The 13435-nt window shown below is 68.9% G+C and carries 9 protein-coding genes and 3 pseudogenes; 3 read left to right on the top strand and 9 right to left on the bottom strand.

Annotated elements, in window-relative coordinates:
* Nucleotides 1–8: 8 nt before the first annotated feature.
* Nucleotides 9–167, top strand: coding sequence for a hypothetical protein (locus ACWY4P_RS44400; RefSeq protein WP_456206482.1), 159 nt, complete (start codon nucleotides 9–11; stop codon nucleotides 165–167).
* On the opposite strand, the gene ACWY4P_RS44395 is transcribed toward ACWY4P_RS44400, so the two are convergent.
* The gene (locus ACWY4P_RS44395) at nucleotides 155–1597 is read right to left on the bottom strand and encodes a 3-hydroxybutyrate oligomer hydrolase family protein (RefSeq protein WP_456206481.1); all 1443 of its coding nucleotides are present in this window, start codon (nucleotides 1595–1597) and stop codon (nucleotides 155–157) included. The genes ACWY4P_RS44400 and ACWY4P_RS44395 overlap by 13 nt on opposite strands.
* Nucleotides 1598–1918: 321 nt before the next feature.
* Here ACWY4P_RS44395 and ACWY4P_RS44390 point away from each other — a divergent pair.
* Nucleotides 1919–2974, top strand: a pseudogene (locus ACWY4P_RS44390) (extracellular catalytic domain type 1 short-chain-length polyhydroxyalkanoate depolymerase); the annotation flags it as partial.
* On the opposite strand, the gene ACWY4P_RS44385 reads toward ACWY4P_RS44390, so the two are convergent.
* The 6 genes and pseudogenes from ACWY4P_RS44385 to ACWY4P_RS44360 form a co-directional block, all read right to left on the bottom strand.
* On the bottom strand, nucleotides 2973–3461 hold the full coding sequence (locus ACWY4P_RS44385) for a glycosyltransferase (RefSeq protein WP_456213265.1): 489 nt from the start codon (nucleotides 3459–3461) through the stop codon (nucleotides 2973–2975). The pseudogene ACWY4P_RS44390 and the gene ACWY4P_RS44385 sit on opposite strands and share 2 nt — an antisense overlap.
* A 758-nt stretch (nucleotides 3462–4219) precedes the next feature.
* Nucleotides 4220–4378, bottom strand: a complete 159-nt coding sequence (locus ACWY4P_RS44380) for an alpha/beta fold hydrolase (protein ID WP_456206480.1) — start codon at nucleotides 4376–4378, stop codon at nucleotides 4220–4222.
* A 42-nt stretch (nucleotides 4379–4420) separates the two neighbouring features.
* Nucleotides 4421–5516 (bottom strand): annotated as a pseudogene (locus ACWY4P_RS44375) (integrase core domain-containing protein).
* Nucleotides 5450–6292, bottom strand: coding sequence for an IS3 family transposase (locus ACWY4P_RS44370; protein ID WP_456206478.1), 843 nt, complete (start codon nucleotides 6290–6292; stop codon nucleotides 5450–5452). Before ACWY4P_RS44370 ends, ACWY4P_RS44375 begins: the two are co-directional and overlap by 67 nt.
* Nucleotides 6293–6449: 157 nt before the next feature.
* Nucleotides 6450–7901, bottom strand: a pseudogene (locus ACWY4P_RS44365) (ISL3 family transposase); the annotation flags it as partial.
* A 161-nt stretch (nucleotides 7902–8062) separates the two neighbouring features.
* The gene (locus ACWY4P_RS44360) at nucleotides 8063–8743 is read right to left on the bottom strand and encodes a hypothetical protein (RefSeq protein ID WP_456206477.1); all 681 of its coding nucleotides are present in this window, start codon (nucleotides 8741–8743) and stop codon (nucleotides 8063–8065) included.
* Nucleotides 8744–9638: 895 nt separating this feature from the next.
* On the opposite strand from ACWY4P_RS44360, the gene ACWY4P_RS44355 reads away from it, so the two are divergent.
* Entirely contained in the window at nucleotides 9639–9890 is a 252-nt protein-coding gene (locus ACWY4P_RS44355) for a hypothetical protein (protein WP_456206476.1), read from the top strand.
* A 768-nt stretch (nucleotides 9891–10658) separates the two neighbouring features.
* On the opposite strand, the gene ACWY4P_RS44350 is transcribed toward ACWY4P_RS44355, so the two are convergent.
* Both ACWY4P_RS44350 and ACWY4P_RS44345 read right to left on the bottom strand, forming a co-directional pair.
* Nucleotides 10659–11456, bottom strand: a complete 798-nt coding sequence (locus ACWY4P_RS44350) for an IclR family transcriptional regulator (protein WP_456206474.1) — start codon at nucleotides 11454–11456, stop codon at nucleotides 10659–10661.
* Nucleotides 11457–11718: 262 nt separating this feature from the next.
* Nucleotides 11719–13107 (bottom strand): SLC13 family permease, encoded by a 1389-nt coding sequence (locus tag ACWY4P_RS44345; protein ID WP_456206473.1) that lies wholly within the window; start codon nucleotides 13105–13107, stop codon nucleotides 11719–11721.
* Nucleotides 13108–13435: the final 328 nt, after the last annotated feature.

The following is a 13435-nucleotide window of genomic DNA, read 5'->3' as shown; positions in this document are numbered from 1 at the left end:
TCGTCCAGTTGTTCACCGCGATCGACAACGCCTCCTACCTCGCCCTCACCTCCGTGTGCGGCATCGGTATCGGCCTGGCACTGTTCGCCGCGCGCCATCCGGTGCAACGTCTCCTGGAGACCGGATTGGGGTCCGCAGCAGCCCGGATTGAGTGTCATCCCGGTTGACGAGTGCTGTCCCGCCCCTCCAGGGAGCAGTGGTTCAGGAGGGTCGCGGCGTCCACCCCGGCGGGCAGGGCGACAGTCCGGGAAGTGGGCGGTCGATGGCCCGCGGCGAGCCAGCTCTCGAGCGCGGTGAACGCCGTACGGTGGCACGGCGTGAGGGGACGGAGCCGATCCGGGAACATGTCGACCAGGGAGTCGGTGTGGGTGCCGCCCTCGATGCGGTAGTAGCGGTACAGCTGGCCGCGGCCGGCCTCGCGCACCATGCGGGCGTAGACGTCGGAGTCCTGGCTGATCGGCAGCAGAACGTCCAGCGTGCCCTGCAGGGTGATCAGCGGTCTGCCGATCCGCCCGGTGAGCGCGATCCTCTCCACGGCCTGCCTGACCTCGTCCGGACGCGCCGCGTAGTCGTAGTCGGTGTCGCAGGCCGGCGTCCCCGTCGGGCAGTACGGGGTGCCCGCCTCGGCCGCCCCGTCGAAGCCGGGGTCGAGTTCCTCGCGGTAGATGCGCTGGGTCAGATCCCAGTAGACCTGGTAGTGGTACGGCCAGAGGAACTCCGACCCGGCCGGAAACCCTGCGGCGTGCAGGGCTTCTCGCGCCTGCCGGGCGCCCCCGCCCCCGGCGGCGTACACGGGATAGTGGCGCAGCGCCTGGGGCAGGAAGCCCAGCAGGGTGGGTCCGTCGGAGCGCCACAAGGTGCCCTCCCAGTCGACTCCCCCGTCGTAGAGTTCGGGGTGGTTCTCCAACTGCCAGCGCACCAGATACCCGCCGTTGGACATGCCCGTCACCAGGGTGCGAGAGGGCGGACGGCGATAGCGCTGGGTGACCGTGGCGCGGGCGGCACGGGTGAGCCGGGTGAGGCGGTCGTTCCATTCGGCGATGGCGTCGCCCGGCGCCTTCCCGTCCCGGTAGAAGGCGGGGCCGGTGTTGCCCTTGTCGGTGGCGGCGTAGGCGTAGCCGCGGGAGAGCACCCAGTCGCCGATGGCCCGGTCGTTGGCGTACTGCTCACGGTTGCCGGGGGTGCCCGCGACCACCAGACCGCCGTTCCAGCTGTCGGGCAAGCGGATGACGAACTGGGCGTCGTGCCTCCAGCCGTGGTTGGTGTTGGTGGTGGAGGTGTCGGGGAAGTAGCCATCGATCTGGATGCCGGGGACCCCGCTCGGGACGGCCAGACCCTCCGGCGTCAGCCCGGCCCAGTCGGCCGGGTCGGTGTGTCCCGAGGCAACCGTGCCCGCCGTGGTCAGCTCATCCAGGCAAGCTGACTGCTGACGCTCGGCAACCGGTACGCGTACCCGCGCCAGATGCGCGCAGTGACCGCCCGGGTCTCCTGGTGCGGCCGTGGCCGCCGCGGGTGTGAGCAGGAGAGCGACCAGCGCGAGGGCGCTCGGAACACTCCGTTGCCGGATACGTGATGTGGAGCTTGAAGAGAGACGCATCAGTGTGCCTCCGAGGATGGGCAAGGATGCGCGGGAGGCTATGACGCTGACTTGCCTCGGTACATAGGTCTGCCGACCACCATCCGTCTTTTGGCGATGGTTCGGAACTCCACCCGGCCCGGGTGATGGGTCTCGCGGAAGGCGGGCGTTGGTTTCGCGAGCCCGGCCATAGCCGACCGTCACACAGGGCCTCCACCAAAGCTGGTTGTCGCGCCCATGCCAAGTCGGGGGCGCGCGCCCCGATGATGCACTCCCGCGCCGACGCCCCGGCCCACCCGGCCTCGGTCCACGGCGAGTTCACCACTTGAGGAGGCAGTCGACATGCGACAGCCGTACCCACCGTTACGCTCCACCAAGAGCCGCCGCCTCATCGGAGGCCTCCGCCGCTGGCTCACCGCCGCCGCGGGGGCGCTGGCCCTCACGGGCGGCCTGATCACCGCGAGCCCGCAGGCATCCGCCGCGGACCTGACCCAGGTCACCGATTTCGGCACGAACCCCGGCAACCTGTCCATGTACACCTACGCGCCCGACGACCTGCCGTCCGACGCTCCGCTCGTGATCGCCCTGCACGGCTGCACACAGAACGCGAGCGACTACTACGCCCACTCCGGCTGGCAGAAGTTCGCCGACCTCTACCGCTTCGCCCTGGTCTTCCCTCAGACGAGCAGCGCCAACAACATCAACTCCTGCTTCAACTGGTTCCAGCCGGGGGACAGCGCGCGCGGTCAGGGCGAGGCGCTGTCCATCAAGCAGATGGTCGACAAGGCCGTCTCGCAGTACGGCAGCGACACCCGGCGGGTCTACATCACCGGCCTGTCCGCCGGCGGTGGCATGACCTCGAACATGCTCGCCGCGTACCCCGACGTCTTCGCGGGCGGGGCCATCGACTCCGGTCTGCCCGCCCGCTGCGCGGACACCATGGCCGCGGCGTACACCTGCATGTACAGTCCGCCGGACAAGACTCCCGCCCAGTGGGGTGACCTGGTGCGCTCCGCCGCCCCCGCCGGCACCACGTCCTGGCCTCGCGTCGCGATCTGGCAAGGCACCGCCGACACCACCGTCCGGCCCGCCAACGCCACCGAGCTGCGCGACCAGTGGACCGACACGTGGGGCATCAGCCAGACACCCTCCCGCACCGAGAATCTCAGCGGCGGCACCACGCTGAGCGTCTACGACGACGCCTCCGGCCGACCCGCGGTCGAGGTCTACTCCGTCTCCGGTATGACACACGGGCTCGCGGTCGACCCGGGCAGCGGCACGGAACAGTGCGGCAGCGCCGGTACCTACTACCTCGACACCATCTGCTCCAGCTACCACACCACCCGTTTCTGGGGTCTCGACGGCGGCGACCAGGGCACCGGGGCCATGTCCGCGCTCACTGACTGACAGTCACCGGGACCACCGGCCCCTGACCGCAACGCCCGGGAGCGGGCGTGGAGTGCCTCAGGAGCAGTGCGTCAGGAGTGCTTCGAGGCGGTCGGCCGCGGCCCCGCTTCCGCCTGCCGCCCGGAACGAACGACCGACCGACCGCGCCGCCGCGCGGTGGCCCGACGCCTCGTCCAGGACCGTGTCGACGGCATCGGCGCCGCCGCGTGTCGGCGCGGCCGAAGCGCAGCCTGACGCCCGCGCCCGCGTCGGTGACCTGGCCCGCGACGATGGGCTGGTCGTCCCTGATGGGTGCGACCACCAGCGGGACGCCGTGCCACAGTGCCTCGCAGACGGTGTTGTGCCCGGCATGACAGACGACGGCGTCGACGCGGGCGAGCAGCGGCAGTTGGGGAACGTGCGGCCGCAGCAGGATGTTCTCGCCCGCTCCGGTCACGCTGCCGGCGGGGTCGACGACGACGGCGCGTACCCCGGCCATGCCGGACAACGCCTGGACCGCGGCGTTCAGAAACGGCCCGCTCGCGTCCGCGTTCGCGGTGCCGAGGCTGACCAGGACGGTGCGTTCCGCTCCCTCCAGCCACTGCCAGGGAAAGTCCGCGGACGCCGGGCGGTCGGTGACGGACGGGCCCACCAGCCAGACACGAGCGGGCAGTTCGACCGGGCCCAGCAGGGCGCGTGTCGTGTAAGCGAGCACACCGTGCGGGGACATCCTCGGGTCGGCCGTGCCCCTGCCGTCCGCAATCCGGCCGCGCAGCGCCTCCAGCAGGCCGTCCAGCCAGGCCGCCACCTTGGGCATGCCCGCGAGCGGGTCGACCAGCTCGGCCGAGGTGGTCGCGGAGGTCACCCAGGTCAGACCGAGAGACTCGGCGACCATACCGCCGGCGACGGTCTGCTGGTCGGCGATCACGAGGTCCGGGCCGAACTCCTCGATGGCCGCCCGTATCCGGGGAGCCATGTGGTCCGCCAGCGGGATCAGGAAGCTCTCCCACAGGAACCGGAACGCCGCGGGTCCCTTCAGTTCGGCGGTCCGGTCGGCGATCTTCGCAACGCGGTCCGGCACGGGGTCGGCCTGCACACAGGGGAACACATGCGCCTCGGGTCCGGCCAGCCGGCGCACCAGGTCGGCCGGCCCTGCCCAGGCGATGTCGTGGCCCCGCCCGGCGAGCGCGGCGGCGGTCCCGACCACCGGGTTGATGTGGCCGACCAGGGGCGGTACGACAAACAGGAACCGGCGGCTCATCTGGCCCCCTTCACCGGTGTGTGGATGCCGTCGTGGATGTCGTCTTCGAGCCATTCCAGCAGCAGTTCGGCCGTCTCCCTGGGCCGCTCCACGAGCACCGAGTGCCCCTGGTCGGGCAGGACGACGGTGCGGCAGTGCGCGAGAGTCGCGGCCAAGTGGTCCGACTGTGCCCTTGCCGGAAACCTCGTCCGTGCAGGTCACGCCGCGTGTTGGTATTCGTGGAGGATGCCGCCGAGGCGATCGTGTCGGTGTATGTCGAGGCGGGCTAACGTGTCTGGATCGTCGATCGGCGGGGGCAAGGGGTGCAGCGGTCTGCCGTTCGCGATGCCCTGGTGTGGTCGGTGTCCGTTGTAGAACTGCTCGAACTCGCGCAGGGTGTGGAGGAGATGCCGTTGGTTCCAGATCAAGGTCCGGTCCAGGAGCTCGCGGCGACAGGTCTGTATCCACCTTTCCGTGATCGAGTTCATCCTCGGAATCTGGATGCCGCTGAGCACGACGTCGATTCCCGCGTCCTTGAGGACGGCATCGAACAGTTCGGGGAACTTCCCGTCCCGGTCCCGGATCATGAATCGTGCCCGGCAGCCGAGGTCTTCGATGTCCATGACGAGGTTCTTCGCCGCTTGCGCCACCCAAGAGGCGATCGGATGCGTGGTGGCGCCCAGGACGCGGATCCGGCGACTGCCGTGTTCGATCACCACGAGCACGTACATCCGCACCCCCGACAGGGTGACCGTTTCCATGAAATCGCAGGCCAGCAGCGCATCAGCCTGGGAGCGAAGGAAGTCGGCCCAGGTACTGGAGCTCCGCTCGGGCGCAGGGCCGATGCCGGCCTCCTTCAGGATTTCCCAGACGGTGGACGCGCCCACCTGCACCCCCAGCACAAGCAGCTCGCCGTGCAGGCGCCGGTACCCCCAGCTCGAGTTCTCCTTCGCCAGGCGCAGCACCAGGACGCGGATCGAGCGCACCGTGCGCGGCCGTCCCGGGCGCTTGGGCCGGCAGGAGGCGGCATGGCGGCGTGCGACGAGGTTGCGGTGCCAACGCAGTACTGTGTCGGGGCGTACGAGCAGCCGTAACTGTCGCAGGACGTGCAGTGGCAGCCGGTGAAGCAGCGCCGCCAGGAACGCCCGATCGCTTGGCGAGAACCGGATCTTTCCCTTGCCGAGTTGGCGTTCCAGCACGGTGATCTGGTGGCGCAGGGCGAGGATCCGCGTCCTTGCCCCGGTCGGTCATCGGCAGCAGGCGAAGCATCGCAAACGCGTTCGACACACCCAGGTAAGCCAGTCGCAGCAGCACGATCGATCATCATGACGCGCTGACGGCAGCTGCGCGAGAGCGCCAGCTTGGGCGACCGCCGCCAGATTTCGGGAAACCCGATGCACCAGCCTCCACCAGGGCGGATGAGATTTCCGGCAAGGGCACTGCTGCGTGGCCCAGACGGCGGTGGGGTGGGCGGTCACACCCAGGATATGCACCGTGCGGGTGCGTACCTCCATAACGAACAGAACGTACAGCCGCCGCAGGCTGATGGTGTCGACGTGGAAGAGATCGGTAGCAAGCAGGCCATGGGCCTGGGTCTTGAGGAAGGCGGCCCATTCGCCGCGCACCGGATGCCGCCGCGGGGCTGGGCCGAGGCCAGCGGCACGCAGGGTCCGGCGGACGCTGGCCTGACTGACGCTGTGTCCCAGGCGACGGAGTTCGCCGTGGACTCGCCGGAAGCCCCATCGTGGGTTCTCGGCGCCGAGCCGGATGATCAGGTCGCGCAGCTCCTCGGGCGTAGGCGGGCGTCCCGGCGAGGCGGGTTGCCTCCACTTGTCCTTGATCAGACGCTGGTGCCAGGCCAGGAGGGTGCGCGGGGAGACGATGCGATGCCGGCGCAACGCCCGCGGCAGGAGCCGGGCCAGGGCGGCGAGCAGCGCCCGGTCGGGCCATGTGGGCTTGGGAGCGGCGACCTGCCGACGCAGGACCGCGACCTCGTGCCGCAAGGTCAGTATCTCGGCCTCCTTGGCCACGGAGGTTCGGGACAGCAGAACCAGCCACGTGAAGATCCGCGTGGCGATCAGGTAGACCATTCGTACAAGCACAAGTGGTGCCGGATCGGCCCTGCAGGCATCGCCCCAGGTCAGAGAGCGTGCAGCAATTCTGAAGCGGTACGGGCATAGACGGCTGAGTGAGAATGCGAGTGCGGAGGAGTTCGAACGAGGCGCGGCCATACATGGCTCGCTTGAGTGTTTTCACCCGGTTTACGTGTCCTTCGACGACTCCGGAACTCCATGGCAGGGTGAGGCCGGCGGTGACGGCGTCGAGGTCTCGGCGGAGGAAGCCGGCGAATCCGCTCATCGGCTTCGGGGCGTCCTGCTCGGCTTGGCGGATCCACTGCTGGAGCAGGTATCCGCGCTGGTGACGCACCAGATCGGCGAATGCGCGGGCCAGGTCGCAGGCCCGGGTGATGTCGGGGCAGGCGAGCCGGACCTGAAGCAGCCGCTCCTCCTGGCTGTCGGTGAGCGTGTCGCGCGGGCGCATGATCCACGAGGTGATCTTCCGAGGGCTGGGGATGTCGGCCCGGACGGGTTCGGCGGTTCCCGCGCGCAGGGCGGCGAGGTGCTTGCGGACGACCTGACGGCTGCCGAGGTAGCCGCGTTCCCGGATCTCCAGGAAGAGGCGGGTGCCGCTGACCTGACCCTGTGCTTCGGTGAAGCGGGCGTTGAGATACGCCTTGAACGGATCCAGGACGCCGTTGGGCCGGCGGTCGCGGGCGGAGACCAGCAGTTGGTCGAGGTCGGTGTCGCGGAAGCGGCGCACGGTCTTGCGGTCGAGGTTCAGTCTCCGGGCGATGGCGCTGATCGTCCAGCCCTTCTCCAGGAGGCGGTGGATGTCTTCGTAGCGGTGGCGGGTCCGTTCGATGATCTGGGTGCGGGGCATCTCGGTGGGCGGTAACAGCATCGGTGGCGGCTCCGGCACATTGGTCGCCGTCTCTGTCTCCTCCTCGGTGTGTTTGCGCAGGCAGTTGCGGTGCTGATGGCACGTCTTCTCCACTGCCGCGGACAGGTTCTGGAGCAAATGCCATCGATCGGCAATTTCGAGGGCGTCCGGGGCGGCCTCCTTGACCGCCTTGGTGTAGGCGGTGGCCCGGTCGCGGCAGATGATCTCGGCGCCGGGATGCCCGGCCAGCCAGGCCGTGAACGTCTCCGAGGTGCGGTCGGGCAGCACGTCCACGACCCGGCCGGCTTCGACGTCGACCAGCACGGTGCCGTAGGTGCAGCCCTTGCGGAAGGCGAACTCATCCACCCCCAGCACCCGCGGGGCGCGGACCGGCACCGCGGGTGCCTTCAGCAAACTGAGTAGCCGGGTCCGGCCCGCGGTCAGCCGCAGACGGTGGCACAGTCTCGCGGCTGGACGGCCGCCCAGCTCGACCGCGATCGACCGCAGCCACCCGGTCAGCTCGACGCTCGACCGGCGGTGCCGTTCGGTCAGCCCGCCGACCTGCTCGACGAACGTCCTGCGGGAACAGCTCCTGCGGTCGCAGAAATACCGGCGAACCCGGAGTCGGACCACGACTCGGCGCGAGCCCAACGGCCGCTCGTTCAGGGTGCGTTGGTACGAGCTGTGGACGCGCCTCGCCGGTTTCCGGCAGTCCGGGCACCGGCTTGGACGGCTGGTGGACACCGCCTCCACCACCATGTCGCCGGAGGAGTCGCTGACACGCTCCACTCGCACATCGATCCCGGGAAACAGCACATCCTCGACCGTCTTGCTCGCCATAGCAGGAAACACCCTGCTGAAACGATCCCCCGTTCCCGCATCTGACCTGGGGATTCACGGAACTGCGGACAGAGCCGTTTTCAGGAATCGCCATCACCATCGCGCAACGGGGTCACCGGTTCGTCTCCGCCGCCGGGGGCCTCCTGCCATGGCACGGTCTTGCGCACCGCGATCCAGCGGCACAGATGGTCCGGGGCAAGGCCGGTGGATCGTGCGCCGTCGTCCGGCCGCAGCGACAGTGCGAGCCGCTCCGCGACGTCCTCGACCAGTACCGAGTCGGGTCCGGTCCAGCTTGCGAACCGCCCGCCGATCGCCTGCTCGACCAGTTCCTGTGCGAGGTCGGGTGCGACGCCCCAACGACTGAGGAACCAGGCGAGCACTTGATGGCAGTGTCCGTGCCAGCCGCTGCCGCAGCCGGTGCGGTCGGCCACCTGCACGATCAGGTTTCGGGCGGCGCGCTCCCACAGGATCCGCCGGTCCTCGACGTCGGCCAGGTCCAGCGGGTACGCCTCGAACCACCTGGCAAGGCTCTCCAGCCACTCGCGCCACTCGCACAGCGCCGCGACGACACGGGCGAGCGTCTCCTTAGGAGTGGTGATTGAGTCCTGCGGGCAGCACCAGTTCCCGACAGGTCCACCGTCGAAGTCCCCTTCGTCGTGCGCCCAGCGCCAGCCCACAGTCCAGCGGCCGTAGTGCTGGGCGAGTGCGTGCGACATGGCGTCGGCCCAGGGTTTGCCGTTGGCCCAGCTCCAGGCACTCATCGCCGGGTCGCCAAGAGGGATATCGGGGTGGCTGGGAACCCTCCGGGCGGGACCGAGGGACCGCACCACCTTCGGTGCCGACGCGCTGTCGAAGGGATGACGGGCAGGATCCACATCGTCCCAGGCCAGGAAACGGGGGCCAGCTCGACAATCACCGCGCAAGCCTGCCACGTCCACCCGACCGTCGTTCAAGCGGATTACCACAGGACCGAAAGAGAAACGTGCGGGAGGAGCCCTTCGGGGCAGGGCGCCGCCATCTGCGGTGGAACTGTGTGGGCTGACAGCCCGCCAATCTTATGGGGCGGGCGGGCCGAATGCTGTGCCGCCGGAGCACGATGCCAGGAGCAGGCAGTGTCAGGGGGCGGAATGGGGTTCGGGCGGCTCCAAGCCTCCGTCCCGAGCGGGCGATCACCGCCACCGCACGGCCCATGCCGAGCTGCGGCAGCAACTGCGCGCCGGGCTAGCCAACGCCGCCAAGGCCGTCCGGTCCCCGCGACCGTGACGTAGCCGAGGGCTGCTGCGCGCCCCCCGGGAGCAGCCATCGACCGCCCAGGAGTGGTCTTACGGATCATCCGCAGGCGTTGTCGCGGGGCGCGCCCGAGCAAATCACCCCCGACGGTGACAGACAACCCGACGACGCCGGTCTACGATCACCCACAGAGTTGGCCGCCCGGCCATGGCGGGCGGTGCAACGAGCAGGCGCGCGTCCGTTGCACCGGGGCCCATGCTTCGGAGGCCGTCCGAGGAGTGCAACCTCGGACAGCCTTCCCGTCTAAGAGGCCGTCATCGGCGACCTGGCCGGCGAGGTCGGCGTGCTTGGGCGGACCGGCGTGGACACGGCCCACCACCGGGCACGTACACCGCGCCCTCGACCATCGACCGCCGCCTGTCCGGCGTGGTCGTCACCGGCCGTACCGACCACCACCTGGTCCTCGACAAGACCGTGGCCGCCCGCGCCCGCCGGGTGCTCAGGGCCAAGGTGCGTGAGATGGAGAAGAGCCAGGAGACCCGCGGCCGGGGGCCGGCGCCCGCCCTGCTCGCCGAGCACCTGCGCGCCACCGTGGTCGCCGCGCCCGACAACCGCCTCGGCATCCGCGACCGGTCCATCGGACTGACCTGCTTCGCCATCGCCGGCCCATTTATCTAGGGTGAATCGCCGTTGTGGCAGGTCAGAGCTTGATCGCCGTGTCAGGCAAGTCAGGCAAGTTGCTCGACGTTGGGTAGCGCGGCGAGCCGCCGACACGCCCCATGCCGCCCACTACCCGCACCCATCACCCAACAAGCCCAGCTCGCCCACCTGAAAATCGACCGACGAGACCGACTCGGCGGAACCCTCCACGAATACCAGCACGCAGCCTGAGCTGCGCGGATGATATATCGGCACCCGCACTGTTGGGCATGCCCATGGCGCCAGAAGAGAAGTCGCGGTCTTGTGCCGACACGAGAGGGCAGCCGAGTGGCTGCGGGTGTGGGCGGACTTGGGTCGGGCGCCCCGGACGATCGACGTGTACGCGCGGGGACTTGCCGAGTACCTGCTGGTCTGCGAACGCGACAGGATCGACCCGGTCACCGCGAACCGGCTCCACATGGCCGCGTCTCAGGCGAACAGCATTGGCTCGACCTGCTGGAGCGCGTCGTTCCGTACTCCGCAGCGACCGGGGGGCTGCTGTCCGGCTGTCTTTCGCATCGGGCCACGATCGCCCGCGCCCAGAGGCCGCCGTTCCTGTCAAAGTCGCGCCGCGGCTTCGGACAGTCGCTGACCTTGTGGACCTGGTCCAAGGCGCTTTCGCCGGGCACCGCAGCACCGAGGCGACGCTGACCTAGATCCACCCATCAGGCCGCGAACATGCCGCTTGACCAGCACGGACCTCCGTTCCCGTTGCGCGTGCTTGTTGTACTGCCACACGTCCATGGATCAGAGCAGGACCCGGGACGCCTGGTCGACGGTCGTGCGAACCAACTCGCCGATGCGCTGGACATCAGCCCGCTTCATCCGTCCGACCGGGACCGCGGCGTTGAACGCCATGCGCAACGAGGGCAGCTCGGCCGGGAAGGCCACCGCGACGGACGAGACGCCTTCCTCGCTCTCTTCCGAACTCGTCGCGTAGCCCCGGCGCCGGATATCGGCGATGTCCTTCTCCAGCGCCTTGCGGGTGCGCAACGAGTGCTCGGTGAGCCCTGGCAGCTCACCTTCCGGGTAGAGCTGGTGGAGTTGCTCGGTCGGCAGAGTCGACAGCATCGCCTTTCCCGTCGATGTGCAGTGCGCAGGCATGGACTGCCCGAGCCGCGAGGCCACTCGTACGGCTCGCGGACTTTCGATGGCGTCGATGAACCGCACCGTGGTGCCGTCCAGCACGCCGAGGTGGACGGTCTCCGAGGTTTCGCGGTTGAGCTCTTCGAGATATGGCCGAAGCGGCTCCCGCACGTCGAACCGCTGGAGGATCGAGAACGCGACCCCGGTCAGCGCGGGTCCCGGCACATAAGCCTTCGTGCGGTTATCCTGACGGACGAATCCCCGGTATTGCAGCATCGCGAGGAGTCGGTGCGCCGTCGAGGAAGCGACGCCCAGGTACGTGGCCACCTCCGTGAGGCGCAGCTCACTGCGCTCGCCCATGAACAACAGGATCCGCATCGCGTTGTCGACCGACTCGATCGGGTACTGCGGCCGAGCTCCTACGGCAAGTCCTTGATCCAGAGGTGACGATTTCTTCATAGCAGAAATCTTAAGTCCTGCCCGTCACACGTTGGGGACGTTCGGGCTGGACGCCCAGTGGACGGGCCAGGCGGTTCCGGGCGTTGGTCGTCTCCTGCAACTGGGGTCACGCATGGAAGCGTGACCCCAGCAAGGTCCCCAGGCCCGCGGCGGCCAGAACGTGCAGGTGAGAAGTGACGAGTCCGCGCGCATCGGTAGTCATCTGCGCATCGTTCTTCGAACCGGACGCAGATGCCGTTTTCGCCGACGGTGAGAACGTGGCTCAGCCGGCGCTCGGCAGGATGAAGAACAGCCAGGTGAGCATCGGTGCGGTCACTGCCATCCCGAGGCCCCATGTGAGCATCGCCCGGAACAGCCTCGGACGTTCCTTCTCGGGCGCGTAGGACAGTGTCAGCGCCCCCACGGACGAGAATGGGGTCGAGTCCACGACTGTGGCGGAGATCGCGAGCGAGACGATCACGGCGGTGCTGCCGACGTCGCCCTGGGCGAGGAACGGCACGGCCAGCGGTATCAGCACGCCAAGCAGACCGGCACTGGACGCGAAAGCCGAGGTGACTGCCGCGACCAGGCACAAAAGGAGCGCCGCCAGCAGCGGCCCGCCCACATCGGCGATTCCCCGGCCCACAACCTGGACCGTGCCGTAGCGCTGCAGGGCCGCAACCAAGGTGACGACGCCGCAGATCAGGAGCACAACCGACCAGACGATCCGGGTGTCGGCCTTCGCGAACCTGGTGGGGAACACTGTGTGGAGGAGCGCCGCTGCTATCAGGGCGAGGAAGCCGATCTCCAGGTCGAAGACGAGCGCACCGACCGCCACAGCGATCAGCACCACAAGGGTGATCGCCTGGTCCAGCCGCAGCGTGGCGCTCGCGGCGTTGGGCGCGTCAGGGACCCCGCTGCCGGCGCCTGCCGATCCTGAGGTGCTTCCGCTACCCGTCACGGAGACGCTCCCGCTGCCGGCTGTCGCGCTGTCCCGGACGGCCGCCGGGATGCCCGCTCCGGAACGCGAGGACACCGCGGCCACGGCCGATTGCGCGCGGCGCTGACGCCAGAGCGTACGGCCGCCGAAGAAGAGGTAGACGACGACAGCCAGGCCGAGGTTGTATGCGGCGCTGCCGAAGAAGAGGTCGGCTGCCGAGACCGAGATTCCGTTTGCCTTGGCTGCCTGCTGGACGATGATCGCCAGCCCGTTGAGCGGTGAGAAGTTCCCGAGGCACGAGCCGTGCATGACCATGAGCGCGGACATGCGGCGATCGAGGCCGTAGCGCTCCCCGAGCCCGAGACACAGCGGTGCGAGCATGGCCACGCCGGCCGGACCCAGCGCTCCTGCCATGGTCGGCACGGCCGAGAAGCAGAAGATCAGCCAGGGTACGAGCGCGGGCCGGTCCCCGAGGAGCCCGACCGCCCGTTCGATGAGCCATTCCAGCGTGCCGTTCACGGCCGCGAGGCCGAACAAGTAGGTCACGCCGACGAGCAGGACGAAGAGGTCTGGCGGAAACCCAGACAGAATTTTGGCGGCATCGTCGTGTGCCACCAGTTTCCCGATCAGGAAGACTGCGATGAGCGCGAGGGCGCCGATGTTGACGGGTCTCAGCGTGCCGATGATGAAGACGAGCGCAAGGGCCACGACTCCGATGACGTGAATGGACATAGCACTTCCTCTGGCCGCGACGGTGGGGCCACCGGCAGCGCCCGCTGGAACGAGGCAAACCGGCATGAGATTCCGTAGAGCAGAAGGACTTTCTTTTGATCGGCTGGGTGGTGTCAAGACCCGTGCCGGACATCGCCGCCCCGAGGCACACCGTGTCGAGCCGGGGACTGGGGAGCGGGCAGCGCCGGGTCGAGCGCGGCGGAGCCGCGCGGAAGGACCCGGCCATGAGGTCGGCAAAGAACCAGGTGGACGCGTTTTCGTACGCCTGATCACGAAAAGAATCAGTGAGGAGACGGCGGCACGGGCCGACGGCGACGCGGTGAAGAAC

The organism is Streptomyces sp. LZ34 (assembly GCF_053890475.1).
This window is presented reverse-complemented; position numbering and strand designations above follow the sequence as displayed.

What these genes read in the sequence shown, in the direction of transcription:
- ACWY4P_RS44395 (WP_456206481.1), bottom strand. Translation starts at nt 1,597, where the DNA reads ATGCGTCTCTCTTCAAGCTCCACATCACGTATCCGGCAACGGAGTGTT.
- ACWY4P_RS44385 (WP_456213265.1), bottom strand. Translation starts at nt 3,461, where the DNA reads ATGGCCGGGGTACGCGCCGTCGTCGTCGACCCCGCCGGCAGCGTGACC.
- ACWY4P_RS44370 (WP_456206478.1), bottom strand. Translation starts at nt 6,292, where the DNA reads ATGGTCTACCTGATCGCCACGCGGATCTTCACGTGGCTGGTTCTGCTG.
- ACWY4P_RS44360 (WP_456206477.1), bottom strand. Translation starts at nt 8,743, where the DNA reads ATGAGTGCCTGGAGCTGGGCCAACGGCAAACCCTGGGCCGACGCCATG.
- ACWY4P_RS44350 (WP_456206474.1), bottom strand. Translation starts at nt 11,456, where the DNA reads ATGAAGAAATCGTCACCTCTGGATCAAGGACTTGCCGTAGGAGCTCGG.
- ACWY4P_RS44345 (WP_456206473.1), bottom strand. Translation starts at nt 13,107, where the DNA reads ATGTCCATTCACGTCATCGGAGTCGTGGCCCTTGCGCTCGTCTTCATC.